25 protein-coding genes are annotated in these 26,444 nt (G+C 67.3%); 11 read left to right on the top strand and 14 right to left on the bottom strand.

What is annotated here, in order from left to right:
* Nucleotides 1–73 precede the first annotated feature (73 nt).
* Nucleotides 74–1,336 (bottom strand): lipase family protein, encoded by a 1,263-nt coding sequence (locus ACLJPD_RS13285; RefSeq protein ID WP_410872377.1) that lies wholly within the window; start codon nucleotides 1,334–1,336, stop codon nucleotides 74–76.
* A gap of 442 nt (nucleotides 1,337–1,778) precedes the next feature.
* Between ACLJPD_RS13285 and ACLJPD_RS13280 the strand changes: the two genes are divergently transcribed.
* Nucleotides 1,779–2,765, top strand: coding sequence for an alpha/beta hydrolase family esterase (locus ACLJPD_RS13280; RefSeq protein WP_410872375.1), 987 nt, complete (start codon nucleotides 1,779–1,781; stop codon nucleotides 2,763–2,765).
* Between the two features lie 95 nt (nucleotides 2,766–2,860).
* Nucleotides 2,861–3,781 (top strand): 3-methyladenine DNA glycosylase, encoded by a 921-nt coding sequence (locus ACLJPD_RS13275; RefSeq protein ID WP_410872373.1) that lies wholly within the window; start codon nucleotides 2,861–2,863, stop codon nucleotides 3,779–3,781.
* On the opposite strand, the gene ACLJPD_RS13270 is transcribed toward ACLJPD_RS13275, so the two are convergent.
* Nucleotides 3,778–5,523 carry a BCCT family transporter gene (locus ACLJPD_RS13270; RefSeq protein ID WP_410872371.1) on the bottom strand — a complete coding sequence of 582 codons (1,746 nt, stop codon included), beginning with the start codon at nucleotides 5,521–5,523 and terminating at the stop codon, nucleotides 3,778–3,780. The two genes, ACLJPD_RS13275 and ACLJPD_RS13270, sit on opposite strands and share 4 nt — an antisense overlap.
* Nucleotides 5,524–5,845: 322 nt before the next feature.
* On the opposite strand from ACLJPD_RS13270, the gene ACLJPD_RS13265 reads away from it, so the two are divergent.
* Together ACLJPD_RS13265 and ACLJPD_RS13260 are read left to right on the top strand one after the other, a co-directional pair.
* Nucleotides 5,846–7,393 (top strand): LVIVD repeat-containing protein, encoded by a 1,548-nt coding sequence (locus tag ACLJPD_RS13265; RefSeq protein ID WP_410873399.1) that lies wholly within the window; start codon nucleotides 5,846–5,848, stop codon nucleotides 7,391–7,393.
* Nucleotides 7,390–8,016 carry a DUF305 domain-containing protein gene (locus tag ACLJPD_RS13260; RefSeq protein ID WP_410872369.1) on the top strand — a complete coding sequence of 209 codons (627 nt, stop codon included), beginning with the start codon at nucleotides 7,390–7,392 and terminating at the stop codon, nucleotides 8,014–8,016. The genes ACLJPD_RS13265 and ACLJPD_RS13260 overlap by 4 nt, the downstream gene beginning before the upstream one ends.
* Nucleotides 8,017–8,104: 88 nt before the next feature.
* On the opposite strand, the gene ACLJPD_RS13255 is transcribed toward ACLJPD_RS13260, so the two are convergent.
* From ACLJPD_RS13255 to ACLJPD_RS13240, 4 genes are all read right to left on the bottom strand, one after another.
* A complete protein-coding gene (locus tag ACLJPD_RS13255) occupies nucleotides 8,105–8,959 on the bottom strand; it encodes an isocitrate lyase/phosphoenolpyruvate mutase family protein (RefSeq protein WP_410872367.1) in 855 nt (284 codons plus the stop codon).
* 89 nt (nucleotides 8,960–9,048) lie between these two features.
* A complete protein-coding gene (locus ACLJPD_RS13250) occupies nucleotides 9,049–9,705 on the bottom strand; it encodes a GntR family transcriptional regulator (RefSeq protein ID WP_410872366.1) in 657 nt (218 codons plus the stop codon).
* A complete protein-coding gene (locus ACLJPD_RS13245; protein WP_410872364.1) occupies nucleotides 9,692–10,423 on the bottom strand; it encodes a maleate cis-trans isomerase in 732 nt (243 codons plus the stop codon). The genes ACLJPD_RS13250 and ACLJPD_RS13245 overlap by 14 nt, the downstream gene beginning before the upstream one ends.
* Nucleotides 10,424–10,433: 10 nt before the next feature.
* On the bottom strand, nucleotides 10,434–11,174 hold the full coding sequence (locus ACLJPD_RS13240) for an Asp/Glu/hydantoin racemase (RefSeq protein WP_379325394.1): 741 nt from the start codon (nucleotides 11,172–11,174) through the stop codon (nucleotides 10,434–10,436).
* Nucleotides 11,175–11,260: 86 nt separating this feature from the next.
* Here ACLJPD_RS13240 and ACLJPD_RS13235 point away from each other — a divergent pair, with 86 nt between their 5' ends.
* Nucleotides 11,261–12,226, top strand: a complete 966-nt coding sequence (locus ACLJPD_RS13235) for a D-2-hydroxyacid dehydrogenase (RefSeq protein ID WP_410872362.1) — start codon at nucleotides 11,261–11,263, stop codon at nucleotides 12,224–12,226.
* A gap of 12 nt (nucleotides 12,227–12,238) precedes the next feature.
* Entirely contained in the window at nucleotides 12,239–13,633 is a 1,395-nt protein-coding gene (locus tag ACLJPD_RS13230) for an amidase (protein ID WP_410872361.1), read from the top strand.
* A 67-nt stretch (nucleotides 13,634–13,700) separates the two neighbouring features.
* Here ACLJPD_RS13230 and ACLJPD_RS13225 read toward each other — a convergent pair whose 3' ends face one another.
* Together ACLJPD_RS13225 and ACLJPD_RS13220 are read right to left on the bottom strand one after the other, a co-directional pair.
* Nucleotides 13,701–14,195: a DUF3830 family protein gene (locus tag ACLJPD_RS13225; protein ID WP_410872360.1), complete on the bottom strand. Its 495-nt coding sequence runs from the start codon at nucleotides 14,193–14,195 to the stop codon at nucleotides 13,701–13,703.
* 79 nt (nucleotides 14,196–14,274) lie between these two features.
* On the bottom strand, nucleotides 14,275–15,516 hold the full coding sequence (locus ACLJPD_RS13220; protein WP_410872359.1) for an aspartate aminotransferase family protein: 1,242 nt from the start codon (nucleotides 15,514–15,516) through the stop codon (nucleotides 14,275–14,277).
* Between the two features lie 107 nt (nucleotides 15,517–15,623).
* Between ACLJPD_RS13220 and ACLJPD_RS13215 the strand changes: the two genes are divergently transcribed.
* The 3 genes from ACLJPD_RS13215 (at nucleotide 15,624) to ACLJPD_RS13205 (ending at nucleotide 19,608) form a co-directional block, all read left to right on the top strand.
* On the top strand, nucleotides 15,624–17,141 hold the full coding sequence (locus tag ACLJPD_RS13215) for an NAD-dependent succinate-semialdehyde dehydrogenase (RefSeq protein ID WP_410872357.1): 1,518 nt from the start codon (nucleotides 15,624–15,626) through the stop codon (nucleotides 17,139–17,141).
* 9 nt (nucleotides 17,142–17,150) lie between these two features.
* The gene (locus ACLJPD_RS13210) at nucleotides 17,151–18,224 is read left to right on the top strand and encodes a tartrate dehydrogenase (RefSeq protein WP_410872355.1); all 1,074 of its coding nucleotides are present in this window, start codon (nucleotides 17,151–17,153) and stop codon (nucleotides 18,222–18,224) included.
* A gap of 175 nt (nucleotides 18,225–18,399) precedes the next feature.
* On the top strand, nucleotides 18,400–19,608 hold the full coding sequence (locus ACLJPD_RS13205; RefSeq protein WP_410872353.1) for a molybdopterin-binding protein: 1,209 nt from the start codon (nucleotides 18,400–18,402) through the stop codon (nucleotides 19,606–19,608).
* A 76-nt stretch (nucleotides 19,609–19,684) separates the two neighbouring features.
* Here the strand turns inward: ACLJPD_RS13205 and ACLJPD_RS13200 are convergent, their stop codons facing one another.
* Together ACLJPD_RS13200 and ACLJPD_RS13195 are read right to left on the bottom strand one after the other, a co-directional pair.
* Entirely contained in the window at nucleotides 19,685–20,926 is a 1,242-nt protein-coding gene (locus ACLJPD_RS13200) for an SPFH domain-containing protein (protein ID WP_410872351.1), read from the bottom strand.
* A gap of 2 nt (nucleotides 20,927–20,928) precedes the next feature.
* A complete protein-coding gene (locus ACLJPD_RS13195) occupies nucleotides 20,929–21,360 on the bottom strand; it encodes an NfeD family protein (RefSeq protein ID WP_410872349.1) in 432 nt (143 codons plus the stop codon).
* 107 nt (nucleotides 21,361–21,467) lie between these two features.
* On the opposite strand from ACLJPD_RS13195, the gene ACLJPD_RS13190 reads away from it, so the two are divergent.
* A complete protein-coding gene (locus ACLJPD_RS13190; protein WP_410872347.1) occupies nucleotides 21,468–22,292 on the top strand; it encodes a DUF3097 domain-containing protein in 825 nt (274 codons plus the stop codon).
* A gap of 82 nt (nucleotides 22,293–22,374) precedes the next feature.
* Nucleotides 22,375–23,187 (top strand): hypothetical protein, encoded by an 813-nt coding sequence (locus tag ACLJPD_RS13185; protein WP_410872345.1) that lies wholly within the window; start codon nucleotides 22,375–22,377, stop codon nucleotides 23,185–23,187.
* A gap of 67 nt (nucleotides 23,188–23,254) precedes the next feature.
* Here ACLJPD_RS13185 and ACLJPD_RS13180 read toward each other — a convergent pair whose 3' ends face one another.
* The 4 genes from ACLJPD_RS13180 to fabG1 all read right to left on the bottom strand — a co-directional run bounded on the left by ACLJPD_RS13180 (nucleotide 23,255) and on the right by fabG1 (nucleotide 26,411).
* Nucleotides 23,255–23,650 (bottom strand): hypothetical protein, encoded by a 396-nt coding sequence (locus tag ACLJPD_RS13180; protein ID WP_410872343.1) that lies wholly within the window; start codon nucleotides 23,648–23,650, stop codon nucleotides 23,255–23,257.
* Nucleotides 23,651–23,736: 86 nt separating this feature from the next.
* Nucleotides 23,737–24,786 (bottom strand): ferrochelatase, encoded by a 1,050-nt coding sequence (locus tag ACLJPD_RS13175; RefSeq protein WP_410872341.1) that lies wholly within the window; start codon nucleotides 24,784–24,786, stop codon nucleotides 23,737–23,739.
* Complete coding sequence (inhA, locus tag ACLJPD_RS13170; RefSeq protein ID WP_410872339.1) at nucleotides 24,786–25,622, bottom strand: NADH-dependent enoyl-ACP reductase InhA; 837 nt, start codon at nucleotides 25,620–25,622, stop codon at nucleotides 24,786–24,788. The genes ACLJPD_RS13175 and inhA overlap by 1 nt, the downstream gene beginning before the upstream one ends.
* A gap of 72 nt (nucleotides 25,623–25,694) precedes the next feature.
* Nucleotides 25,695–26,411: a 3-oxoacyl-ACP reductase FabG1 gene (gene fabG1, locus ACLJPD_RS13165; RefSeq protein WP_301901290.1), complete on the bottom strand. Its 717-nt coding sequence runs from the start codon at nucleotides 26,409–26,411 to the stop codon at nucleotides 25,695–25,697.
* Nucleotides 26,412–26,444 lie beyond the last annotated feature (33 nt).

Below are 26,444 nucleotides of genomic sequence, written 5' to 3'. Positions count from 1 at the left end.
TTTCCTGCACGCTAACTTAGATAGCGAGTGCTCGCAACCTTTGACTTCACCGTCGCTCACCAGCGGGCAGAAACTAAGCGGCCTTCCCCAGGGGGTGACGTCTGACCGCAGCGATCGGCGCACCGATCAGCGGCCGCCCGGTTGCGACCGCCAGCGCGGTACCGACAACACCGATCAGTCCGCGCCGACTCGACGCCGAGATGCTCGACGACAGCACGGTTCGCGTGCTCGGTGGCGCGAGGGGCTCGGCAGCGATGCGGTCGGACAACCAGCCCAGACTCAGCGGGGTCGACAGCGGCAGCAAGGTGAAGTGGTCACTCATGCGGTCGCGTATGTAGGTGACGTGCGTGCCCGCGTCCCGGTACCGTTGGACCTGCTCGTCCACACTGCCGCAATGGATCACCTGATCGTTGACCGGCTGCAGCACCAGCAATGGGCAGGCCGGGGCGGACAACCCCAACCGCAGATCATCGAGCACCGCTCGAACCTTCGGCTCGGCGAGAATCTCGTCGAGCGGGCGTCGTAGATGGTCGTCGAAACTCTGCCCCGACATCCGCAGCACCGCGATTATCGGCGGTAGCTTCTCGACGGCTGCCAGCACTGCCTGCCCCTCGGGCAGGATATCCGCGGCGAGGGCAGCGTCGAGGTCCGGATAGAGCCGACGCAATGCCGCCACGACCATCAGCGGAAAACCGGAGAATCGGCTTCCGTGCAGGCGAAGGAACACCTCACCGGGATCGCCGACCGGTGCTCCGAGCACCGCACCGACCAGGTTCAGCTCGGGCGCGTAACTCGGAGCCATCTCGGCGGCCCACGCGCTGGCCATGCCACCACCCGAGTACCCCCACAACGCGATCGACGTTCCCGGATGCAACCCGAGCGGCGCGAACGACAGTGCGGCCCTTGCCCCGTCCAAGCTGCGATAGCCCGGCTCCCGTGGCGCGCCGAAACTGCCCTTCAAACCACCGTGATCGGCGATACTGACCGCCCAGCCACGACGGAGCGCATTCGCGATCAGTGGCCATTCGAGGCGGGTTATCGAACCCGGCGCCCGCGTATGGTGGCGCAGGACGAAGGACGGCGCGCAACGCTCGGTCACCGAGTCGATCGCGGACTGGAACAACAACAGCGGGCGGTCCTGATTCGGTACCGCCCCGGCGGGGAGCACGACGGTGGTGATCGCGATCTCCGCCCGGCCGAACAGGTCGTTGCTGCGGTAGGCCAACTGCCAGGCTTGGACCTGTTGCCGGACCGATCCGAACAGTGACAGTTCGACACGCCTGCTCCGGATCAGCGAGCCCGGTGCGTAGGTGGCGATATCGGCGGGACAGCGCATGAAGGGGTCGAGAGAGGGTAGCTGCGGGACATCCCGCTGCGATCCTGCGGTTCTCGGCCCCGTCGAATGATCAGTAACTGACACGATTTCACGGGTCTTCCTGGGTTCGATAAACGAGCTGTGCGATATCGGAGCCCAGGTCCACAGACCTCATCTCACAAACGGTCGAAGGCGACCTTGCCCGCTATGAAGCCTAGGCAGGACCCGCCCGATTCGTGCGACGCGGGAATTGAATTGTGTTACCTCACAAGATGATCAGCGAGAAAATTGTATCAGCGGTAGATAGAAGTGAAATATTTTCCACTCCACTGAGCGAGCGGGTCTGCCGAAAGCAGGCATGGCTGTCGACGCGTGTGCGAATGTTTCCGGCATGCTCGAAGGTTTCCTGTCTCTTTCTCGCTCCGCCCCCCGATCGCCGAGTCGATTGTCACGAGTCCTCGGTGTGGTCGCCTCAACCATCGCCCTCGCCGCCGCGGGCACCACGATCGACGCTGCCGCCTACGGACAGCCCGCCGATCCGGTCGCCTCCATCGGCTGCGAGGCACCCACACCACCGCCGGGCGAAGCCACGCTCGATTTCGCGGCCGCGGGCAAAGCAGGCAACTACATCCGGGACATCCCCCCGGGCGCCGACCGGCCGCTGGCCCTGGTGCTGAACCTGCACGGCTACCTGGAGCCGGCTGCCATCGCACGGTATGGCAGCGGGCTCGCGGAGTTCGGTCAGCGCCACGGCTACCTGACGGTCACCCCTCAACTCATCGAACCCGGTTTTCCGCGTTGGGATTTCGGTGAGGGGAGCACCGATATCGCCTATCTGTCGGAACTGATCACGCACCTGGAATCGACGCTGTGCGTGGACCCGCGGCGGATCTACGTCGCCGGTCTGTCGATGGGCGCCTTCACTACCTCATCACTCGCGTGTCAACTCGCCGACCGAGTCGCGGCCATCGCCGCCGTAGCGGGCCTACAGGACTTCACCTGGTGCCGCCCGGACCGACCCGTTCCGGTCATCGCGTTCCACGGCACGGCTGACCCGATCGTCGCCTACACCGGCGGCCTCGGCCCCCAAGCCCGGCTGTTGCCCTCGAGCGACGGCAGCGGTTCGGCCGGACAGCCGCGCCAGGACGGCCCCGTCACCAATGGGCCAGGGCTGCAGAGCATTCCGGACAACGCCGCCGCGTGGGCCCGCCGCAACGGCTGCGAATCGGACCCGGCACAGCAGCAACTCGCCGTCGACGTCATCGTGTCCAGCTACCCGTGTCCCGCGAACGGATCGGTCCGCCTCTACACCATCGTCGGGGGTGGTCACATCTGGCCGGGAAGCACATCGCTGCTGTATCCGACCGCACTGGTCGGCGACAACACGAACTCGCTCGACACCAACCAGCTCATCTGGGACTTCTTCCAGGCCCACCCCCTGCGCGGATGAAGAAGAGGTACTGAGGCCCGTCCGACAGGAGTGGACCAGGACGTCGTGATCCGGGGCGGATCTGCCACCGCGAATCGGTGCGGGAGAATGGTCAGGTGAGCACGCACGGCGACCTCGTCCACTCTCTTGACCTGCGGGTATTACCCGCGGTCGAGTGGAGGTCCGCGGCTCGGGCGCATCGGGAGCGACTCGATCGCCTGGTCGGTCCCTATCTCGAACGCCGGGCGGCGGGAACCACCCATCCGGTCGTGGATTTCTTGTTCACTTACTACGGAAACAAGCCTGCGCAGTTGCGCCGCTGGCACCCAGGGTTCGGGATCGGGCTGCGTGATGCGGGCGAATACAAGGGTGCGCGGGGGTATCACGAGGTTCCGCACGAGCAGGGTGTATTCACAGCCGACTCGGCCTACCTGGCCAAGCGGCGCGACACCATCGAGTTCGTGTCCGGACTGCTCACCGCGACCGCGCGGCGCCCGGCACAGTTGTCGTGCTTCGGGCTGCACGAGTGGGCGATGGTCTACCGCACGGACGAGGTGCGCCATCAGCAGGTGCCGTTACGGCTCGGATCGGCAGGCACCGACGAAGTGGTGGAGTCGATGTCGTTGCGCTGCACGCACTTCGACGCGTTTCGGTTCTTCACCCCGGAAGCGGTGGGGCGCAATGTCGAACCACTCACTCGCGCGGACCAAGTGGCGCGCGAACAGCCCGGGTGCCTGCACGCGAACATGGATCTCTACAAGTGGGGTTTCAAGCTCGCCCCGCTGATCTCCTCGGACCTGCTCCTCGATTGCTTCGAACTCGCCTGCACCGCACGCGAACTCGACATGCGGGCCAGCCCCTATGATCTGTCCGAATTCGGCTATGCACCGGTGCGTATCGAAACACCCACCGGGCGAGCCGATTACGTCCGCGCCCAGGCCACGATCGCCGAATCCGCGGACGCACTGCGTGATCGCCTGCGTCTGGCCTGCGCCGAGTTGTCGTCGGCACAGGCCAGGATCGACGCTGTGGGCTAGCGGCGTTCTTCGGTATCGGCGATCGTGGGATCGTCGATGACGTCGACCTTGTCCGGCGATGGCTCCGTGACGAGAGCGAAGTCGCCCTCGTGCAGTTCGGTGCCCTGATCGACAGCGATCTCGACCAGTTCGACGCCACGGTCCATGCGCAGGATCAGCGGATCGTCGCTGAGATCCTTGTACAGCGACACGCACATCGCCACCATCACCACCAGGAACGGCAGCGATACCACGGTGGTCAGGGCTTGCAGCCCGGTGAGCGCACCCCCGAGATTGTCGGAATCGGCGATGACCAGCATGATCGCGGCGACGGCACCGGTGGCCGCACCCCAGAAGATGACGACCCACTTCGACGGTTCGATGCTGCCGCGTTCGGACAGGGTGCCCATCACGATCGAGGCCGCGTCGGCGCCGGAGACGAAGAAGATCGCGACGAGGATCATCACGACCACCGTGGTCACCGAGGCGATCGGGTACTGGTCGAGCAGGTGGAACAGCGCGAAGTTGGAGTCGACCGAGCCGTCGGGTTCGGTGAGCCCACCGTCTTCGGTCTGTTCGGCGATGCCCGCGCCGCCGAAGATCGCGAACCACAGCAGGCTCACCACACTCGGCACCAGCAGCACGCCGGTGACGAACTGGCGGATGGTGCGGCCGCGGCTGATCCGCGCGATGAACATGCCGACGAACGGCGTCCACGAGATCCACCAGGCCCAGTAGAAGATCGTCCAACTCGACAGCCACGCCTTCATCGCCTCGTCACCCGCGCCGGTGCGCGAGGCCATGGTGGGCAGGCTCTCGATGTAGTCGCCGAGCGAGGTCGGCAGCATGTTCAGGATGAACAGCGTCGGCCCCGCGATGAACACGAACGCCGCGATGAACAGGGCCAGCACCATATTGATGTTGGACAGCCACTGGATGCCGCGCGCGACACCGGAGACCGCCGACAGCACGAAGGCCACGCACAGGCCCGCGATGATCGCGACAAGGCCGATCTTGCCGATGCTGTCGATCCAGCCGTTGAACTCCATGCCCGCGCCGATCTGCAGCGCGCCGAGGCCGAGGGAGGCAGCCGAGCCGAACAGGGTCGCGAAGATCGCCATCATGTCGATGACACGGCCGCCGATGCCGTCGGCGTGGTGGCCGAGCAGTGGCCGGAACACCGCGGAGATCAGCTGCGAGCGGCCTTTTCGGAACGTACCGTAGGCGATGGCCAGGCCGGCGACGGCGTAGATCGCCCACGGGTGCAACGTCCAGTGGAACAGCGTGGTGGCCATCGCGACCTCCGCGGCGGCCGGCGTGCCCGCTTCGGCGGTGTGCGGCGGCGGATTCACGAAGTGCGACAGCGGTTCGGCCACACCCCAGAACATCAGCCCGATGCCCATGCCCGCGCTGAACATCATCGCGATCCACGACACGGTGCGGAATTCGGGTTTCTCGTCGTCGGCGCCCAGCGGGATCCGGCCGTAGCGGCTGACGGCCAGCCAGATCACGAAGACCACGAACGCTGTCGCGGTGAGCACGAACAACCAGCCGGTATTGGTGATGACCCATTTCTGGGCAGTGCTCGCCGCGGACGCGAGGCTCTCGTCATCGAGCACACCCCAGGCGACGAAGGCGAGTGCACCGATCGCGGTGGCGCAGAAGATGAGCAGATCGAGCCTGGGCTTACCCGGCGATCCCCCGGCTACCGCTCCGCCGGGTGGCGGTGCGTCGCCGGAACTTCTTACGACATCGTTCGACATGGATCCGAGTCCTCTCCGATCGCGGAAACTCCCCGCCTTCACAGACGTGCTTGTCGTGCAGAGCAACCGTACAGCGTACGGGCGATGTCCCGAGGTAAGCGCGACCTCGCCCCACACCCTGTTCCCCGAAACGCCACTCGGCAACCATTCGTGCGGCTTACTATTCGTGATACCGCACAACTGTCTGAGCCAGTTGTGTTGTCAGCATCATTGATTGGGGAGGGCAACGATGCCACCACGTCCGTACACACCGTCGACCGTCGAGCATCTGATCCGGTCGGCCGAGCCGAGCGCAGGCACCTCACCGGGAGTCCACCGGCTGATGCGGTACGTGGCGTTGGCCGCGATCACCGCACTGGTGGCGATCGGCCTGCCATCGGGCGCGTCGGCGGATTTCGGCACCGACCCGACCGGCGCGGTGCAGGAATTCCTCGACGTGGGACGAACGGCGGCGCCGCGCGCCGACTGTGGGCCCGGCTCACTGCCGGAAACCGGATTGCAGGGCGATGTGCCCGCGGGTGACCGAGACAGTGGACGCAGCACGCAGGGTTATCGCTGCAATATGTCGATGATCGGCGGTTACGCCGGGCGCGGGGCGGGCATCACCTCCACCAGTTTCGAGCACTGCGCCTATATGGGCACCTTCTTCCCCGGGAACATGCTCAGCGAACATCAGGGCGTGCAGGTCCTCGATGTCTCCGATCCAGCGAACCCACGGCTCACCGCGACGCTCGCCGAGCCCGCCATGCTGGCCGGGACGTGGGAGACGTTGAAGGTCAACACGACTCGCAAACTGCTCGTCGGGACAGGTGTGCCGGTGGGCCTCGGCGCCGGATATCTGTCGGTGTACGACATCTCCGATTGCGCGCATCCTCGTCTGCTCAATCCGGGGACCGGCTCGAATCTGCTGATGCCACTGCCGATCACGACGCACGAGGGCGGCTTCTCCCCCGATGGTCGCACGTACTGGGCGTCGGGCGTGGTACCCGGTTTTCTCAGCGCGGTCGATCTCACAGATCCGGCGAATCCGCGGGTGATCTGGCAGGGACTGACGGGGATCGAGGCACACGGGCTCGGCGTGAGTCCTGACGGGAACCGGCTCTACATCTCCGCGCTGGGCGGATTCACCGTGCTCGACGTGAGCGCGGTGCAGCGACGCGACCCGAACCCACACGTACCGCATCTGGGCCGAACGTTCTGGACCGACGGCTGGGCCACCCAACACAGCGTGCCCGTGACCTATGACGGTGTGGCGCACCTGTTCACCGTCGACGAGGGCGGTTCCGGTGGGGTGAAGCTCATCGATGTGTCCGACGACAGCGCGCCCCGGATCACCGCGAAGATCAAACTCGAGATCAACCTGCCCCAGAACATCGATGCCAATGTCGGGTCCTCCATGGGCGGTTCGGCGTTCTCCTACGAATCGCACTACTGCACCGCCGACCGTCCCGACAATCCGACCGCACTGGCCTGCGGCTGGATCTCCTCCGGTATCCGGGTCTTCGATGTCCGCGATCCCGGCGCGATCCGCGAGATCGCCTACTTCAATCCGCCTGCCCGCACGGGTCGCAACCTCGAGATCTGGAACTCGCCACACGCTCTGGCCTCGATCATCGGCATCCCGGTGATGAGTGCCCCGGCCGCGCTGCGGTCGATGGCCGAGGGGCTGTTCGATCCGGCGCAGGTACTGACCTCTCGGGCAGGCGATATCGCGTTCGGTGACCTGTCTACGGACTGGTGCCTGTCGCCGCCGGAATGGCGTGGCGATCAGCTGTACGTCACCTGCTCCGACAACGGGTTCATGGTGTTGCAGCTCGACAACGAGGTGTACGCGCCGCCCGCCGATCAGCAGTCCACGGTCGGGTCGTGAGCGTGAATCGGGTCCTCCGCGTGGTTTTCGGGGGCGCCACCGTCGCGTTCCTCCTGGTCCTCGGCGCGGCGCTCCGCCCACTGCTGATCAGCGAAACATCATCTCCCGCAACCATTCTCATGGCGACGGAGCTGGGTTTCGTCCAGGACATGACCGCCCACCACCAGCAGGCGCTGATCCTCACCGAGCGCCTCGACCCCGCCGCCGATCCCACCGTGCGCAGGCTGGCCGACCAGATCGCCGACACCCAGCGAGTCGAGATCGGCACCCTGCTCGGCTGGACCCAACTGGTCGGCGCCGCCCCGACCTCGCCCGTCCCGATGACCTGGATGGCGGAAACCCACCAGCACGCGCCCACCGCGCCGACCACCATGCCCGGCATGGCCACCCTCGCCGACCTCGACACCCTCGCCGCGGCCCGCGCGCCCGACGCCGAAACACTGTTCCTGCAACTGATGTATCGCCACCACGCAGGCGGAATCACCATGGCCCGCGCCGCCGACACCCTCCTCACCTCGGGCCCCGTCAAACAAGCCGCCCGGGCCATGGCCCAATCCCAAAGCCAAGAGCTCGGCTACCTCGGCATGCTCCTCGACCTCCGCGGCGCCAGACCCACCTCCTGATCAAGATCAACAGGCCATGGTGGATTCCGCCACTCGGGCGATGCCTCCCTGAAGGCCTGGTGATCGATCGTCCAGGTGGGTGGGGCCATCAGGTGCGGTCGGCGAAGTGCAGGTTGAGGGCCGATTGGGTGAGTTGAGTGTTGCCGTAGGTGAAGGTTCCGTGCTCGGCGAGCTCGGTGGCCGCGTCGAGGAGGTGCCGATAGAGCAGGCGGGCGATACTGCCGCCGACGGTGACACGGCGGACGCCGAGGTCGGCCAGTTCGGCCATCGACAGCGCACCACCGGTCAGGCCCATGACCACGTTGAGCGGGCCGTCGAGGGCTTCGACCAGGGCTGCGATCGTGGTGGCGTCGGCAGCGCCGGGGACGAAGACGCAGTCGGCGCCGGCGGCGAGGTAGGAGTTGCCGCGGCGAATCGCTTCGTCGAGTCCCGCATCGACCAGCAACGCGTCGGTGCGCCCGACCAGCACGAACGGCTCACCACTGGCAGCCACCGCCGCGCGCGCTGCCCGCACCCGGTCCACGGCATGCACCTCGTCGAACAGCGGGGTGGTCCGATCACCGGTGAAATCCTCGATGTTGCCGCCCGCCGCACCGGCGTCGAGAGCGAGCGAGATCGTGGTCGCCACTTCCTGCGCGTCCGGTCCGTACCCCTCCTCGAGGTCGGCGCTGACCGGCACCCGCACAGCGCTGGTGATCTCGTGGACCCGCCGCATCATCGTCGGCCGATCCAACCGACCCTGCGCACCGTGCTCGGTGAAGAAGTCGTGATCGGGACGACCGAAGGAAAACGCGACGCCCGCGCTGGTGGTCGCGATCGCCGGAAATCCCACCGACTCCAGAATCCGCGCACTCCCCGCATCCCAGGCATTCGGTAGCAGAAAGCAACCTTCGCGGTGCAGATCGACGAAAGCCTGCGCGCGTACTCGCTGTTCGCTGTCCACGAGAGCTCCTGCTGGGAGTCGGGGTGTCCTTACCGTGCCCATTCTGCCCTGCCCCGCCCCGAGCGGACTTCGCCGACGACCCGGCTGACCTAGCGCTCACCCAGCCGGCGCACCGCGTCGTCCATGTGCTCGACAAGTAACGCACGCGCCCGCTCGGGCGAACCGGTGCCGATCGCTTCGTGCAGTTCTACGTGTTCGCGGGCTTGTTCACGCAGGTCGGAGTAGGCGGTTTGGAGCGCACCGAGGCACATGCGGGTTTCGATGAGCAGGGTGCGGGCGGCGCGGACGAGGCGGGGGCTGTCGGTGGCGGTGACGAGGGCTTCGTGGAAGGCCTGGTCGGCGTCGGAGACACCGGGCGCGTCGCCCGCTTCGGCGGCGAGTCGCATCGCGGTGACACTGGGTTGCAGTGCGGCGTAGGCGATCTCGCGGCGGCCGTCGAGAATGAGGTCGAGTGCGCCGCCTTCCAGGGCGGTGCGGGCGCGGTAGATGTCGATGACGTCGTCGGTGGTGAGTTCGATGACGAAGATGCCGCGGTTGCGGATGCTGAACAGCAGACCCTCCTGGACGAGGCGCTGCATGGCCTCGCGCACGGGTCCACGGGAGACACCGAAACTGGTTGCCAGGTCGGCTTCCCCGAGCTGGGCGCCGGGCGCGAGCGCACCGCGCATGATCGCCTCGCGCAGTCGGCCGGCGATCATCTCCGCGGTGGACTGCTGGTTGACGGGTTCGAAATCAATGATCGACATCTCGACTCCCTTCCGCGAACAACATGCCGAGCTCGGGGGCGAACGGGGTGACCCCGGCCAACCGCAGACCTTCCCAGATGGTGACCTGGTTCGCGGTGAGCACCGGCTTGCCGAGCGCGGCTTCGAGTCTCGGGAGCACCTCGAGAGTATGCATGGCGGTATCGGGGATGAGCAGCGCCTGCGCGTCGGCGTGGTCGTTGGTGACGGCCAGTGCCATGACCTGCTCGGGCGTGAGGGTGCCGACCTCGGCAGCGGTGTCGATGCCCGCGCTCGACATCGACACCACCTCGATGTCGGCGTCGGCGAGGAAATCGACGAACAACCGCGCCACCTCCTCGGGATAGCTCGCGACGACGGCCACCCGCCGCACATCGAGTGCGCGCGCCGCTGCGACGAACGCGAAACTCGTGCTCGAGGCGGGCACGCCTGCCGCCTCGGCGAGGCTCTCGACCTGACCGCGAGCACCCTCGGAGCCATAGACGAAACTGCCCGAAGTACATGCCCAGATCACTACGTCTGGCTTCTCGGGAGCCAACAGTGACGCACCGTGGCTCAGCTTCTCCGGGCTGCCCAGGTCGAGCAGTTCAGCGATCGCGTGCAGGTCGGTGCCGTAGATGTGGGCAACCGGCAGTGCGGCATCCAGCAGCGCCGCCGCCCGGGGATAGTCGTCCTCGGCGGCGTGGTCGGGGTAGATGAATCCGATTGTCGGCGTGCGCATCTCGCTCCCTTCAGAAGACATTTACCAGCCACTTACCTGGGCCCATCATCGGCAGTTTCATTCGGCCGAGGCAGGCCCACATGGTCAGTTGGTTGGCGGTGAGGACGGGTTTGCCGAGTGCCTGTTCGAGTGGCTCGATCACGTCGTAGGTCGGCAGGTTGGTGCAGCTGACGAAGATCGCCTCCGAGCGAGGATCGTCGGCGCCGAGTATCCGTTCGGCGATGGTGCGGTAATTGACCTTCCAGATGCCACCACCGAGCCCGAGGTGATCGGACTTGATCGTGGCGCAGCCCGCTTCGTCGAGAAAGTCGTGCAGTTTGCCGGTGAGGATCTCGTCGTAGGGGGTGATCACCGACATGCGGGTGATGTTGAGGTGCTTGATCGCTTCCACCAGGGCACCGGAGGTGGTCACCGCGTCCGGTGCGCCCGCCAGGCAGATCGTTTCCCGCAGGGATCGTTCATAGGCGAGGCCGTTGATGAAACTGCCCGAAGTACACAGGTAGGCAACGACTTCCGGTTCCACGTGCAGCACGTCGTGGGTGGCCGCCGTGAGATGCAGCGGGTTGGACACCAGTTCGGCCATCGCCAGGGATACCGGCACGGGTTCATAGGGGGTGCGGGCCAGGTGCAAGCTCACCTCCAGGGGCGCCCACCGCCACAGTTCCCGCTCGAGAGCGAGGTCGAACGGCGCGATCACGCCGATGCCCCGTTGGGCTACCGGCCCGTCGATGTCCGGGAAGCTGAACTCCACTGCGGCCCCTCTCGCGCTCAGCCGGGCAGACCTCCGAACACGATCGGATTGTTGACAATCATACGATCTGAATTTACGGTGTCAATGTGGAAAACGGGCCGATTGTCACCGTCTTACATCGTGACAGTGTGCCCGAATCCGACCTCATGGCCCCGGTCGCCCAGCGCGCCGACGTGCGCTACACCGAGGCCGACGGGCTCGCCGACGCGCTACGCGGCGCCGATGTGCTGTTCGTGTACGACTTCCAGTCCCGCGCGGTGCCCGGTGCATGGCACAACGCTGATCGCTTGCGCTGGTTGCACATGGGCGGCGTCGGGGTAGATCCGGTGATGTTCCCGGAGCTGCGCGCCTCCGATGTGGTGGTCACCAATACCCGCAATGTCTTCGACGCCGCCATCGCCGAATATGTGCTCGGACAGGTCATCTCGTTCGCCAAGGACCTGCCGGGCTCGATCCGCCTGCAGCAGCGACACGAGTGGCGGCACCGGGAATCCGAACGCGTAGCCGGGGCGACCGCGTTGATCGTCGGGACCGGCTCTATCGGCCGGAGCACCGCGCGACTGTTGCGCGCCGCGGGGATGACGGTGCACGCAGTCGGGCGACGCGCCCGCACCGGCGACCCGGACTTCGGCACCGTCAGCGACGATCTGCACGCCGAACTGCCCGGCGCCGACTATGTGATCGCCATCGCGCCACTCACCGCGCAGACCAGGCACATGTTCGACGCCGCCGCGTTCGCGGCGATGAAACCGCATGCCAGGTTTGTCAATGTCGGGCGCGGGGAACTAGTGGTTACCGACGATCTCGTCGCCGCACTCGGCAACGGCTCGATCGCCGGGGCCGCACTGGATGTGGTCGACCCGGAGCCGCTACCTGCCGATCATTCGCTCTGGGATCTGCCGAATGTGGTGCTCACACCCCACAATTCGGGCGATTTCCACGGCTGGCGCGCCGAGATCGTTCGCGCGTTCACCGACAATTTCGACAGGTGGGCAGCCGGTCTGCCGCTGGACAACGTTGTCGACAAGACGCTCGGGTACGTGCCCGGCTGAAGGAGCCCCGCCATGACGCAGCCCGATCTCCCCACCGATCCCACCGCGCTGACGGCGGTTCAGCTGGTTTCGGCCTACGCGGCCGGGCAGCTCTCCCCCGTCGAGGCGACGCAGGCCTGCTTGGACGCCATCGCCGCCCGCGACGGCGCGCTCAATGCCTTCTGCCTGGTCGACCCGGATCGGGCACTGGTGCAGGCCAAGGATTCCGAAGCGCGCTGGCAGTCGGGCAATCCGCGCGGGTTACTCGACGGCGTCCCGATATCCATCAAGGACATCTTCCTGACCGAGGGGTGGCCGACTCTGCGCGGTTCCACCAGTGTGGACGCGGGTGGGCCGTGGTTGGTGGACAGCCCGGTCGCCGCGCGGCTGCGCGAGGACGGGTTGGTGTTCGTCGGCAAGACGACCACACCGGAGATCGCCTGGAAGGGTGTCACCGACAGTTCGCTGACCGGGATCACCCGCAATCCCGCCGATCCCGCAACTACGGCAGGCGGGTCGTCCGGCGGCAGCGCCGCGGCGGTGGCGGGCGGGATGACACCGGTGTCGGTCGGGACCGACGGTGGCGGCAGCATCCGGATTCCGGCCTCGTTCTGCGGGATCGTCGGGTTCAAACCGACGCACGGGCGGATTCCGCTCTTCCCGGCCAGCCCGTTCGGGCCGCTCGCGCATGCCGGGCCGATGACGCGCACCGTCGAGGACGCGGCGCTGCTGATGGACATCCTCTCGCTGCCCGACCCGCGCGACCCGACCGCGCTGGCGCCCACTCTCACGACCTTCCGCAGTCAGATGCAGCGCGATGTGCGCGGGCTCTCGGTCGGCTATTCCGCCACGCTCGGGTACGCGCAGGTCGACCCCGAGGTCGCCGAGATCGTCGACGGCGCGGTTGCGCGTTTGGCCGAGGCCGATCTGACCATCGACGCGGTCGATCCCGGATTCACTGATCCGCGTGCGGCTTTCGAGACGCTGTGGGCCGCGGGTGCGGCGACGATGCTGTCGAAGTTCCCCGCCGGGTCCAGGGAGAAGGTGGACGCCGGTCTGGGTGCGGCATGGGCTCGCGGTGAATCCGTCAGCGCCATCGACTATCTCGACGCCCGCCACGTCGCCGCTGAAGTCGGCATCACGATGGGCAACTTCCACTCCGCCTACGACGTCCTGATCACCCCGACCATGCCGATCACCGCCTTCGAGGCCGGACACGACGTGCCGCCGGGCAGCGGGCTGAACGGCTGGCCCGACTGGACCCCGTTCACCTACCCGTTCAACATGACCCAGCAACCCGCCATCAGCATTCCCGTCGGCACGACGCGCGCCGGGATGCCGGTGGGCATGCAGATCGTCGGACCACGGCACTCCGACGACCTGATTCTCGCGGTCGCCCGGCACGCCGAGTTCGTGCTCAATTCCTGAAGCAGTCAGAGCGCACACCTGTTTCGACGCCGCCGAGAGATTCGGCGGCGTCGAAGAGGTCGTTATCTCATGCGCGGGCGAATGCCAGGGTCTCCCCCTCGACCCCGCGCAACCACAGCGCGTTGCAGGCCGTCGCCAAGTCCGCGAGCCCCTCCTCGATGGTGGCGAAGACGCTGCCGGGTACCCAGCCGAGGTCGCCGTTGATCAGGAGATTGTTGCGGCCATAGAACAGGGCCAGGTCGGTGGCGCCCTGGGCGTGGTGCGCGGCCGAGCCCGGTTCGTAGCCGTAGGCGGGGTTGCCGATTTCCCACGGTTCGAAGTCGAAGAGGCAGACGTCACCGGGAATCGGTGTGACGGTGGGGTTTTCACGATGCGGCGCCGCGGTGATGCGAGGCACCAGGGCGTAGACCTCGTTGCGGGCGTATTTGGCGTGGAAGGCGTCGCCCTCCTGTGGGAGCGCATCCCACAGGGCGGCACACGTGAGCGGGGCTTCGTCGTCGAGGAGGCGAGCGCGGCAGGTGACGCCGGATTTGGTGAGGGTGATGCTCATGTAGCGGGCCATCGATCCTGCTTCCTGTGCGGTGCGCGGAGCTGCGTCGGTGCGTGGTCCCACTCGATGCCCGAGCGGGACCACGGGCGGACTACAGCTCGGCGAGGACCTCCGACCAGATGGCCAGGGCGTCCTCGACTTGCCTGGCGGTGACGATCAGCGGCGGGATCATGCGCACGACATTCATGTGCGCTCCACAGGTGAGCAGCAGCAGCCCCTTGTCCACGGCCGACTTCTGCGCGGCTGTCGCGGTCGCAGTATCGGGTTCACCTGTCGCCGTGGTGAATTCGGCGCCGACGAGCAGGCCGAGGCCGCGAACGTCGCCGATCGCCTTGGTTGCGAGCCCTCGGACGCCGACGAGCAGCTGCGTGCCGCGCATGGCGGCATTGTCGACCAACCCCTCGGTCTCGATGACCTCGAGAGTCGCCACGGCGGCGGCACAGGCCACCGCGTTTCCGCCGTATGTCCCGCCCTGGGATCCCGGCCAAGCCTTCGCCATCAACTCCCGCGACGCCGCGATGCCCGACAGCGGGAAGCCGCTGGCCAACCCCTTGGCGATGGTGATCACGTCGGGTCGAACGTCGAAGTGCTGGTGGCCGAAGAACCTTCCGGTCCGGCCGAAGCCGGTTTGGATCTCGTCGAAGACCAGCAGGATGCCGTGCCGGTCGGCACGCTCGCGCAGTCCTTGGAAGAACCGGGTGTTGCCGGGGATGTACCCGCCCTCGCCGAGTACCGGTTCGACGATGAACGCGGCGGTCTCCGCGGGCGAGGTGAGGGTGGCGAACAGATAGTCGAGCTCACGCAGCGCGAAGTCGGTGGCTTCCTCCTCGCTCCAGCCGTAGCGGAACGCGGTCGGGAACGGGGCCACGTGCACACCCGACATCAGCGGGCTGAAACCCGCCGAGAACCGGGTCCCGGAGGTGGTCATGGTCGCGGCGGCCACGGTGCGGCCGTGAAAACCGCCGTGGAAGACGATCACGTTCGGACGCCCGGTGGCTTGCCGGACCAGGCGCAACGCCGCCTCCACCGCCTCGCTGCCGGAATTTGCGAAGAACAGCGCATCCAGTCCTTCGGGCAGGACCGCGCCGAGGCGTTCGGTGAGTTCCAGCAGCGGCCGATGCATCACTGTCGTGTACTGCCCGTGGATCAGCTTGCCGACCTGGGCCTGTGCGGCGGCGACCACGGTGGGATGACAGTGCCCGGTGCTCGTGACGCCGATCCCGGCGGTGAAATCCAGGTAGCGGCGACCGTCGGTGTCGTAGAGGTAGCAGCCTGCGCCGTGGTCGACCTGGACGGGCGTGGCCTGCTTCAGGACGGGAGACAGCTCGGTCATCAAGGACTCCCCAGAATTGTCTATTGTCGGATTGTTGACAATATGCATAACATGGCGGCAGGGTTCACAGCAATGGGTGATCCACCGCGTCGGGAGGCAGGCACCGCATGAACGAGGCACAAGGGCTCCTCACAGCCGAGTCCGGGAGCAGTGAACAGCCGCTCGACAACCTGAGCGCCGCCGAGCGCGCCGCGATCGACAGCGTGCCGAAGGGATTGTTCATCGGTGGTCGATGGCGCGACTCCCCCGCGGCGCTGCCCGTCCTCGATCCCGCGACCGGCGCGCGGTTGTGCGCGGTGGCGGACGCGACCGCGGCCGACGGACTCGACGCGCTCACCGCCGCCGCGGCTGCCCAGGCGGACTGGGCGAACACCCCGGCACGCACCCGCAGCGACATTTTGCTGCGCGCGCACCACGCGCTGCTCGCCGATACCGAACGCCTCGCACTGATCATGACCCTCGAGATGGGCAAACCGCTGACGGAGGCGCGTGGCGAAATCGCCTATGCCGCAGAGTTCTTCCGCTGGTTCGCCGAGGAAGCCGTTCGCCTCGACGGCGGGTACATGCCGGCGCCGACGGGTGGTTCGCGGTTTCTGGTGACCAAGCAGCCGGTGGGGCCGAGCCTGCTCATCACGCCGTGGAACTTCCCGATGGCGATGGGTGCCCGCAAGATCGCGCCCGCGCTGGCCGCCGGGTGCACCTGTGTCGTGAAACCCGCTGAGCAGACGCCACTTTCGATGCTGGCACTCGCGGCGATCCTGGCCGATGCCGGTGTGCCTGCCGGTGTGGTCAACGTGGTGACCACCGCTGACCCCGGCGCACTGATGACACCGCTCATCGCCGATCCCCGCTCCCGCAAACTCTCCTTCACCGGGTCGACCGCGATCGGGAAACTGCTCCTCGAGCAGTGCGCCCGCACCGTCATGCGGACCTCCATGGAACTCGGCGGCAACGCGCCGCTGCTGGTGTTCGACGATGCCGATCTCGACGAAGCGGTCGAGGGTGCGCTGGCCGCCAAGATGCGCAATATCGGCCAGGCGTGCACGGCCGCGAATCGAATTCTGGTGCAGCGCGGCATCGCTGACGAGTTCGCCGAACGGCTGGCCGCGCGGATGGCCGCGCTGCCGATGGGCCGTGGCACCGAGCCGGGCGTTGTGGTCGGACCGCTCATCGACGCCGATGCCGTCTCCAAGGTCGAGCAGCTCGTGGCCGACGCCCGCCGACGTGGTGCCGAGGTGCTGCTCGGCGGCACGGCGGTCGACGGACCGGGCACGTTCTACCCGGCGACCGTGCTCACCGGCGTCCCCGACGACGCCGAGCTGTGCCACACCGAGATCTTCGGTCCGGTTGCCGCGATCGCCACGTTCGAGACCGAGGACGAAGCGATCACCCGGGCCAATGACACCCCCTACGGGCTGGTCGCGTACGTGTTCACCGAGAACCTGCGGCGTGGACTGCGCGTCTGCGAAGCTCTCGAGACGGGAATGGTCGGCCTGAATCAGGGCGTGGTCTCCAATCCGGCCGCGCCGTTCGGCGGGGTGAAGGAATCGGGACTCGGTCGCGAGGGCGGGTTCACCGGGATCGACGAATTCCTCGAGACCAAATACATCGGCGTCAAGGTTTAGGGAGACAGCGTGCGCACATACCGGATCGCGACCATTCCGGGCGACGGAATCGGCGTCGATGTCACCGTCGAGGCGGTGAAGGTGCTCGACCGGGTCCTGCCGGCAATCAGCTGGACCGAGTTCGACTACTCGTGTGAGAACTATCTACGGACCGGTGCGATGATGCCGGCCGACGGACCTTCGCGGCTTGCCGAGTTCGATGCGATCCTGTTGGGCGCCGTGGGATTTCCCGGGGTGCCCGATCATATTTCGCTGTGGGGCTTGCTGATTCCGCTGCGGCGCGCCTTCGGCCAGTACGTCAATCTCCGGCCGGTGCGGCTGCTGCCCGGTACGGAATCGGCGCTGCGCGACCGCACCGCCGACGACCTCGACATTCTCATCGTGCGGGAGAACTCCGAGGGCGAGTACTCCGAGATCGGCGGTATCCACAATCCCGGCAGGCCGGACGAATTCGTGCTGCAGGAGTCGGTGTTCACCCGCACCGGCTGCGAACGGATCATCCGCTACGCCTTCGACCGCGCGGCCGAACGCTCGGGCAAGCTCTGTTCGGCGACGAAGTCCAACGGACTGATCCACTCGATGCCGTACTGGGACAGCGTCTTCGAACGCATCGCCGCCGAATACCCGTCGGTGCGGACGCGGCAGATGCACGTCGATGCGTTGGCCGCCGAAATCGTGCTGCACCCCGACCGCCTCGACGTGATCGTCGGCTCGAACCTGTTCGGCGACATCCTCTCCGACCTCGCCGCGGCCGTCACCGGCGGACTCGGCCTCGCGCCCTCGGGCAACATCAACCCCGCGGCGGACGCGCCGTCGATGTTCGAGGCCGTGCACGGCAGCGCGCCCGACATCGCGGGCATGGGCATCGCCGACCCCGTCGCCCAGATCCTGGCGGGCGCCATGCTGCTGTCCCACCTCGGCGAGCACGCCGCGGCCGCCGCCGTCGACCGGGCGGTCTGCGATGTCCTCGCCGCGGGCACGGTGCTCACGCCAGATCTGGGCGGTACCGCCACCACCGCCGAACTCGGCACCGCCATCGCCGACCGCGCGGCGGACCTCGCGAATTCGCTCGCCGAAGCGTGAACCGAGGACCGGAGGTGCTCGCAGTGCGGCCCAGCGCCGAACTACGCACCACCGGACCCGCTCGTCCGTGAGCACAACGTCATCGCGAGGCAACTGCCAAGAAAATCGCAGGCAATCGGTGGTGCGCACCATGAGTCGCAGTGTCGGTGATGGGTCCTGCAGAAGGCGAGACGTGGTGACGAGCGCACGGGTGGGCGTAGTTCCGGCGGTGCAATGTGGGCTGGCTCTGGTGCGGGCGCAGATAGCCGCGGACCTCGAGCCGATCGCGGTGCGTGAGCGCCCCGTTGCCGAGGCCGTCGGGGCGACCCTGGCCGTCGGGCTCTGCGCGGGCACTCCCCTGCCGCGCGTGGACAGTGCCGCCATGGACGGCTACGCGGTAGCGGGGCCTGGACCGTGGTGGCGCCTGCACCAGCAGGTCAGCTACGCCGGCCGCGGCTGCTCAGTGGTGCTGGCGCCCGGCGAAGCAGTGCGGATCGCGACCGGCGCGGCTACCCCGTTGGGCACCACGGCCACCCTGCGCGACGAACACAGCGTGCGGACAACCGTGTCCGGCAAGCAGGTGGTGATGCGGGCGCCCGGCGCGCCCGTCCGCGATGACACCCGCCGCCAAGGCGAGCACTGGAGCAGCGGAACGGAACTGGCCGGCGCCGGTGCCCGGGTCTCGGCGGCACTGGCCTCGGCAGCACTCAGTGCCGAAGCCGAAACCGTCACCGTGCGTGGGCCTTTGCGTGCCGATGTGGTGATGACCGGCGACGAAATCCGCGCCGTCGGCCCGCTCGACCCCGGCGAAACCCGCGACTCGCTCGGCCCCGTCATGCCAGAGTTCCTGCGCTCCTGCGACATCGAGAGCACCGGCCTCTGGCACCTCGCCGACAGCAAAGACCTCCTGCGTTCCTGGCTCACCCTGAAATCCCACGCCGACCTGGTCGTCATGGTCGGGGCCACCGGCCGCGGCGCCGCCGACCACCTGCGCACCCTGCTCGCCGACCTCGGCGCCCGCATCATCGTCGAACGCATCGCGATCCGCCCCGGTGGCTCCACTCTCGTCGCCCAACTCCCCGACGGCCGAGTCCTCCTCGGCCTGCCCGGTAACCCTTTCGCCGCCGTCGCAGCCCTGCTGGCCGTCGGCCCCGCCATCGTCGACGCCCTCACCCTGCGCACCCCCGGCCCCGCCCTCTGGGGCCGCCTCTCCGACGCGGGCGTCATGGCAGGCGAAGCCACCCGCCTGGTCGGCGTCCAACAACACCCCGGCGGCGTCTGGCGCAGCACCGGCCCCGCCCACACTCCCCACCTGGCCGGCCTCATCCCCGCCCAAGCCCTGGCCATCCTCCCGCCCGGCACCGGCCGAGGCTCCCTCGTCGAACTCCTCCCCCTCCCCCACTGAATTCGCGCAGGCAACAGGAAACGGCCCCGACGCTGTGGTTGCGTCGGGGCCGTACCTGGGCGCGAATTCGCTATGGTCAGCCGTGTTGGGGCGGCTGCCAGGGGCGACCGTACGGGTCGTCGGGGCGAGGGGTGGGCTGTTCCTGCGGGGCGATGGGGGGTGGGGCCGGGAGTTCCGGATCGCCCTTGGCCACAGAGGTTTTCGGGCGCGGTATCGTTGAGTCGAAACCTTCGACCGGGGTGCGGGCGGTGGCCTCGGCGGCGCGGACGGCCTCGGCGATTTTCGGGTCCGAGGCGGTTTCGAACCAGTCGGCCACGTCGGAATCGTCTTCGATCTTCACCGGCGCCTCATCGACGGACGGCTCGTAACGGAACACACCGTCCTCGCCCTTGGTGGCGAAGTTCTGGGCGAAACCTTCGAGGGCCTTGCCGAAATCGGAAGGCACCAGCCACACCTTGTTCGCGTCACCCTTGGCCACCATCGGGAGCGTCTGCATGTACTGGTAGGCAAGCAGTTCCGGGGTCGGCTTGCCGTTCTTGATGGCGGCGAAGACCTTCTCGATCGCCTTCGCCTGGCCCTGCGCCTGCAGGTAGGAGGCGGCACGTTCACCCTGGGCGCGCAGGATGCGGCTCTGGCGTTCGCCCTCCGCCGACAGGATCGAGGACTGTTTGCCACCCTCTGCGGTCAGGATCGCCGCCTGCTTGGCACCCTCGGCGGTCTTGATCTGCGCTTCGCGGTTACCTTCGGCGGTGAGGATCGTCGCGCGCTTCTCCCGATCGGCCTTCATCTGCTTCTCCATCGATTCCTGGATCGACGGCGGCGGATCGATGGACTTGAGCTCCACTCGGGCCACCCGAAGGCCCCAACGACCGGTGGCCTCGTCGAGCACACCGCGCAGCTGGTTGTTGATCTGATCGCGCGAGGTCAGCGTCTCTTCCAGGGTCATGCCACCGACCACATTGCGCAGGGTGGTGACGGTGAGCTGCTCGACCGCGGCGATGTAGTTGCTGATCTCGTAGACCGCGGCCTGCGGGCTGGTGACCTGGAAATACACCACCGAGTCGATCTGCAGCGTGAGGTTGTCCTGGGTGATCACCGGCTGCGGCGGGAACGACACGACCCGCTCGCGCAGATCCACCTTCGCGCGGATGCGATCGGCGAACGGGACGAGGAACGTCAGCTGACCGGACACGGTGCGCGAATAACGCCCGAGCCGTTCGATCACCGCCGCCTCGGCCTGCGGAACGAGCGCGATCGATTTGAAAACCACCACCACGACCAGCAGGACGAGGACAGCGGCCACGATCAAGGCAACCATTGCTAGGGACCCTTCCAGACGACGGCGGTAGCGCCATCGATCTTCATCACATAGACAGTCACACCGGCTTCGTACACTTCGGTCGGGTCGAGCGGACGCGCCGTCCAGACCTCACCATTGAGCTTGACCTGACCCGAATACTCCGCGACCGGCTCGAGCACCAGCGCCGACTTCCCCGGCAGCGCATCGGCATTGGTCGGAGTGGGCGGCGGAGTACCGAACTTGCGGCGCAGCAGCGGCCGCACCCCGACGAACAGCACCCCGGCCATCGCGGCGAACACCAACGCGTCGCCCCAGATCGGCAGCTCGGTCGCGGCGCTCACACCCGCCGTGCCCAGTGCCGCCACGCCGAGCGTGAGCAGCATCAGATCCCCGGTGAGCATTTCCGCCGCCGCGAGAACGATGCCCGCGATCAGCCAGACTATTGCGGCCACACTGCCAGCCTAGCCTCGATAACCGGTTTACGGGCGGGCCTCACCTGATCATCGGTCGCGGTGCGGCGGTGCGGCGCACTGTCTTCTGCGCGCGGTAGTTTCGGGGCGTGAGTGCACGAGACAGCTACGGCGACATTTATTCCGGACATGATCGGACCAAGAAGAAGCCGGTGCCGACAGTGAGTGCCGAACGCGATCTGGTGGTGGAGGACGCGGCGAGCGGATTCTGCGGTGCCGTAGTCGGTTTCGACCGCAGTTACGACGGCGAGTTCGTGAAACTCGAGGATGCGCGCGGGACGGTGCGGTTGTTCGCGATGCGTGAGGCCGCGTTCCTGATCGACGGAAAACCGGTCACGCTGACCAAGCCCACCGCGTCCACGCCGAAGCAGCCGACACGGTCGGCGTCGGGCTCCACTCGCGTCGATGGCCTGCGCGCACGAGTCGCGCGTACCAGCCGGATCTGGGTGGAAGGCGTGCACGACGCGGCACTCGTCGAGCGGGTGTGGGGCCACGACCTGCGGGTGGAGGGCGTGGTCGTCGAACATCTGGAAGGGCTCGACAATCTCGGCGCCCGGCTCACCGAATTCGAACCCGGCCCCGGCGCGCGCGTGGGGGTGCTCGTCGACCACCTGGTGACCGGCTCGAAGGAGACGCACCTGACCACCGGCCTCGGCCCGCACGTGCTGGTGACCGGCCATCCCTACATCGATGTCTGGCAGGCGGTGCGGCCCGCCGCAGTCGGCATCGACGCCTGGCCGACCGTCCCCCGCGGTGAGGATTGGAAGACCGGAATCTGCGCGCGGCTGGGCTGGGGAACACCGCAGCAGGGCTGGCGCCGTGTCTACGATGCGGTCGACTCGTTCCGGGATCTGGAACCCCCGCTCATCGGCGCCGTGGAACGGCTCATCGACTTCGTGACCGAGCCGGACTGAACCCACAGCAGGTCAGGTGGGCCATGATCGAGCGTCTCAGTGCCCGCACGCGAAGCCGGGCGAACCTTTATGCTCGATGATTATGTGCTCTCCCAGTGCCACGCTGACGTTGTGGGCCGGCTCCTGGCTGGCCGGTACCAGCGCGCCCGACGACGTGCTGGAGGCACTGCACGCCTGGGCGCCGCGCCACACCATCGCGGCGGGCGACCCGGTGACCGGCGGACGCACGGATCTGCCGTGGACCTCACGCGGCGACGCCGGCACCGGCGCCATGCCACTGCTCAAGGTGATCCGCGAGGCGATGGCCCCGGCCGGTACGCACCTGCGTCTGGTCCTGCCCGCGGCGGGTGACGTGCGCGGGCTGCCCGTCGGTTCCGCCTTCGCGGCCGACGCGATCGACGCCGAGGAAGGCCTGCTGCTCGGTGTTCCCGGCGAACCGGGCACCGGCCTGATCCCGCAGTGGGACGACGACGACACGCTGCAGTGGACCGTCTACGGCGTCGACCTTCCCCACCTCGCCGGGCACGACATGTCGCTCGGTGAGGCCGAATACACCATGCGCGAATCGGTCCGCGACGCCGCCGACGCCCTGATGCAACTGCACACCACCGCGGTCGGCAACGGCGACGACGATCCACGCGAGCAGATCGAGGCACAGCTCGCGGCCTACTCGCGCCACGCCTACCCGGACTCGATTCCGTTGCGCGCCAAGCGAATTCTCGACACCGCCGATCATGTGGCCGCGATCCTCACCGTCGCCCAGCACGAGCCGGCCTCCTCGCCCACCTCGGCCACCGCGATCGGCGCGCACGAATCCCTGCTGCGCCCGCTGTGGAACACGATCCGCGAAGCCCGCCTCGTCGCGGTCCACGCCGCCGCCCGCCGCGACACCTAGACCGGGTGGCGGGTCTTGGCCGAAATCCAGCGGTGTAGACCAGCGGCGCCGAGTGGGAAGTGCCAGTTCAGAATCCGCCGAGGGCGGCCTTCAAATCCGGGACGTCGAGCGCCTTGACGGTGGCGTCGCGAACCTGCGGGCAGGTGCGGATGGTGACGGTGTCGACAATGCGGCGGTTGTAGGAGATGGCGGCATTGGCGACGGTGTCGTTCACTGTCCACAGCCTCACCGCGCCGGTGAACGCCACCCGCGCGACCCGTGGGCCCAGCGCCTTCCACGTCCCCTTCTGCCCGTCGAGGATCCCGCACAGATCTTGCACCGAGGCTTGCGAAATCGTGGGCTCGGTGGGCTGTGGGGGCTGGGTTTGGTAGCCGGATTCCTTGCCACACCCGGACAGACCGAGCGTAGCGGCGACCAATGCCATGGCGAACCCGCCGAGGCGGCGCGGCGGTGTCGAAATCATCGGAAATCCTCCGATCAGTCGAGCGCAACTGTGCAAAGGCTACCCCGCGAGTGCGCGACCACCGGCGAATGGTTATCCGGTTGTGTTCAGCGACGGACCGGGCGCGCGGGCGGTTCGCAGCAACCGGGGGCGCACAGGGCACCGTCGACGGTGCAGCCGTAACCGGGTACCGTGCCGAGTTCACGCACCGGACCAGCACTCACACGTTCGGCGATCAGTTCGACGATCATCCGGGAGAACCGCGGATCGGTGCCGGGGGTCGCGACGCGGGCGAACGCCATGCCGAGTTCGGCGGCGCGGACCGATGCTTCGTTGTCGAGGTCCCAGATCACTTCGAGATGATCAGAGACGAAACCGACCGGGCACACCACCACGGCGTCGATTCCCTTGCCGTGCAACACATCCAGGTGGTCGACGATGTCGGGTTCGAGCCACGGCACCTGCGGAGGGCCCGAACGTGACTGCCACACCACATCGTAATCGGCGAAACCTGTTGCCGCGGCACACAATCGGGCCGCCTCGGCGACCTGTCGACTGTAGAGGCGGCCACCGTCGGCGGGCGGCCCGGCGGCGATGTCGGCGGCGACGGGGATGGAATGCGCGGTGAACACCAGGCGCGCGCCGACGCGGCGATCGGCTGGAAGGTGCTGCACCGCAGCGGTGATCGCGTCGGCGAAGGACTCGATCAGCAGCGGATGATCGAAGTACTGGCGCAGTTTCACCAGTTCGGGGGCACCGTCACCGGCGGCCGTGCGGGCACGGTTGATGTCCTCGTGGTACTGGCGACAACCGGAATACCCACCCCACGCCGAGGTCGGAAAGACCAGCGCCGATCGCACACCGTCGGCGGTCATCCGCGCGACGGTGTCCTCGACCATGGGATGCCAGTTGCGATTGCCGAAATAGACCGGCAGATCCATTCCGGCCTCGGCGAGGTCGGCCTCGAGCGCGGCGATGAGCTGCCGATTCAACGCGTTGATCGGCGAGACCCCGCCGAAATGCAGGTAATGCTGCGCGACTTCAGCGAGCCGTTCTGGAGGCACCCCGCGGCCCCGAGTGACGTTCTCCAGGAAGGGGAGCACGTCCTCGGGGCCTTCGGGGCCACCGAAGGACAGCAGCAGCAGGGCGTCCGGCATCAGCTCAGCGACATGTTCTCCGGGAACCACATGTTGTGGCTGGCGCCGCCGTCGACGTAGATGATCGAACCGGTGGTGGCGGGCAGCCAATCCGAGAGCAGCGCCACGATCGACTTGCCGACCGCGCGCGGGTCGTTGCCGTCCCAGCCGATCGGCGACGCGCCGTCCCAGTACTCGTCGAGCTGGACGAGCTGCTTGGCATCGTCGGTCGCGGTACCCGCGATGGCCTTGGCCGCGAGGGTCTTGATCGGGCCGGCGGCGATGAGGTTGGAGCGAATCTTCTTGGCGGCGCCCACCTCGCGCGCCACGTAGCGGTTCACCGACTCGAGCGCGGCCTTGGACACGCCCATCCAGTTGTAGTACGGCATGGCCACGCGCGGATCGAAGTCCATGCCGACGATCGAGCCACCCTCGTTCATGACGGGGAGCACGGCGCGCGCCAGCGAGGCGTAGCTCCAGGCCGAGATCTCGAACGACTTGGAGACATCGGGGCCGGGGCCCTCGAGGAACGGCAGCGCGCCGGGGCCCATGATCGAACGCGGCGCGAACGCGATGGAGTGCAGCACGCCGTCGACGCCCTCGGGCGCGATCTCACGCAGCTTCTCGGTGAGCGCGGCCAGATCGTCTTCGTTGGTCACGTCGAGACCGATGGCGGGCGGCACCTCCTGCGGCAGCCGCTTGGCGATGCGGTCGATCAGCCGCAGGCGGTCGGGGATACCGGTGATGATCACCCTCGCGCCCTGCTCCTGCGCGATCGCGGCCGCGTGGAACGCGATCGACGAGTCGGTGATGATGCCGGTGACCAGGATGGTCTTACCTTCGAGCAGTCCGCCCATGAGTTTTCGGTTCTCCTGAAATCAGTTGAATGGTGATCCGGTCAGCGAATCAGTGGCCCCCTGCAAAGACAGTTAATGCCCCATGCCCATGCCGCCGTCGACCGGGATAACGGCGCCGGTGACATAGCGGGAGTCCTCGGAGGCGAGGAAGCTGACGACGGCCGCGATGTCTTCCGGCTGGCCGAGACGCTGCAGCGGAATGAACTTCTTCGCCATGTCCTTCAGATCGTCGGGCAAATCTTTTGTCATGTCGGTTTCGATGAAACCGGGCGCGACCACGTTGGCGGTGATCGAGCGCGAACCCAGCTCACGGCTGATCGAGCGGGCCATACCGATGACGCCGGCTTTGGAGGAGGCGTAGTTGATCTGCCCGGCCTGACCGCTCAGGCCGACCACGGAACCGAGGAAGATCATCCGGCCCCAGCGACCCCGCAGCATATTTCGGTTGGCGCGCTTGGCACAGCGGAACGCACCGGTCAGGTTGGCGTCGATGACCTTCGTGAACTGCTCTTCGGTCATGCGCATCAGCAGGGTGTCGTCGGTGATGCCCGCGTTGGCGACCAGCACCTCGACCGGACCCTGGTGCTCCTCGACCTCGGTGAACGCACGATCGACCGAATCACTGTCGGTGACATCGCATTTCACACCGAACAGACCCTCGGGCACCCCTGATCCACGATGGGTGACGGCGACCTTGTGGCCGTCGGCCTGCAGCCGCTGCGCGACCGCGAGACCGATACCGCGGTTACCGCCGGTGACCAGGACCGATCGTGATGTGACGTTCGACATAGGGTCCAACCTATCTGTTCCGATTCGTGCGCC

Source organism: Nocardia sp. A7, from assembly GCF_046549215.1.
Lineage (GTDB): Bacteria > Actinomycetota > Actinomycetes > Mycobacteriales > Mycobacteriaceae > Nocardia.
Note: the sequence above shows the minus strand (reverse complement) of the source record. Positions and strands in the feature narration are given on the sequence as shown.

What these genes read in the sequence shown, in the direction of transcription:
- inhA (WP_410872339.1), bottom strand. Translation starts at nt 25,622, where the DNA reads ATGGGCGGACTGCTCGAAGGTAAGACCATCCTGGTCACCGGCATCATC.
- ACLJPD_RS13220 (WP_410872359.1), bottom strand. Translation starts at nt 15,516, where the DNA reads ATGACCGAGCTGTCTCCCGTCCTGAAGCAGGCCACGCCCGTCCAGGTC.
- fabG1 (WP_301901290.1), bottom strand. Translation starts at nt 26,411, where the DNA reads ATGTCGAACGTCACATCACGATCGGTCCTGGTCACCGGCGGTAACCGC.
- ACLJPD_RS13265 (WP_410873399.1), top strand. Translation starts at nt 5,846, where the DNA reads ATGCGGTACGTGGCGTTGGCCGCGATCACCGCACTGGTGGCGATCGGC.
- ACLJPD_RS13200 (WP_410872351.1), bottom strand. Translation starts at nt 20,926, where the DNA reads ATGGTTGCCTTGATCGTGGCCGCTGTCCTCGTCCTGCTGGTCGTGGTG.
- ACLJPD_RS13250 (WP_410872366.1), bottom strand. Translation starts at nt 9,705, where the DNA reads ATGTCGATCATTGATTTCGAACCCGTCAACCAGCAGTCCACCGCGGAG.
- ACLJPD_RS13270 (WP_410872371.1), bottom strand. Translation starts at nt 5,523, where the DNA reads ATGTCGAACGATGTCGTAAGAAGTTCCGGCGACGCACCGCCACCCGGC.
- ACLJPD_RS13180 (WP_410872343.1), bottom strand. Translation starts at nt 23,650, where the DNA reads ATGATTTCGACACCGCCGCGCCGCCTCGGCGGGTTCGCCATGGCATTG.
- ACLJPD_RS13245 (WP_410872364.1), bottom strand. Translation starts at nt 10,423, where the DNA reads ATGCGCACGCCGACAATCGGATTCATCTACCCCGACCACGCCGCCGAG.
- ACLJPD_RS13185 (WP_410872345.1), top strand. Translation starts at nt 22,375, where the DNA reads ATGTGCTCTCCCAGTGCCACGCTGACGTTGTGGGCCGGCTCCTGGCTG.
- ACLJPD_RS13215 (WP_410872357.1), top strand. Translation starts at nt 15,624, where the DNA reads ATGAACGAGGCACAAGGGCTCCTCACAGCCGAGTCCGGGAGCAGTGAA.
- ACLJPD_RS13225 (WP_410872360.1), bottom strand. Translation starts at nt 14,195, where the DNA reads ATGGCCCGCTACATGAGCATCACCCTCACCAAATCCGGCGTCACCTGC.
- ACLJPD_RS13285 (WP_410872377.1), bottom strand. Translation starts at nt 1,336, where the DNA reads ATGCGCTGTCCCGCCGATATCGCCACCTACGCACCGGGCTCGCTGATC.
- ACLJPD_RS13230 (WP_410872361.1), top strand. Translation starts at nt 12,239, where the DNA reads ATGACGCAGCCCGATCTCCCCACCGATCCCACCGCGCTGACGGCGGTT.
- ACLJPD_RS13175 (WP_410872341.1), bottom strand. Translation starts at nt 24,786, where the DNA reads ATGCCGGACGCCCTGCTGCTGCTGTCCTTCGGTGGCCCCGAAGGCCCC.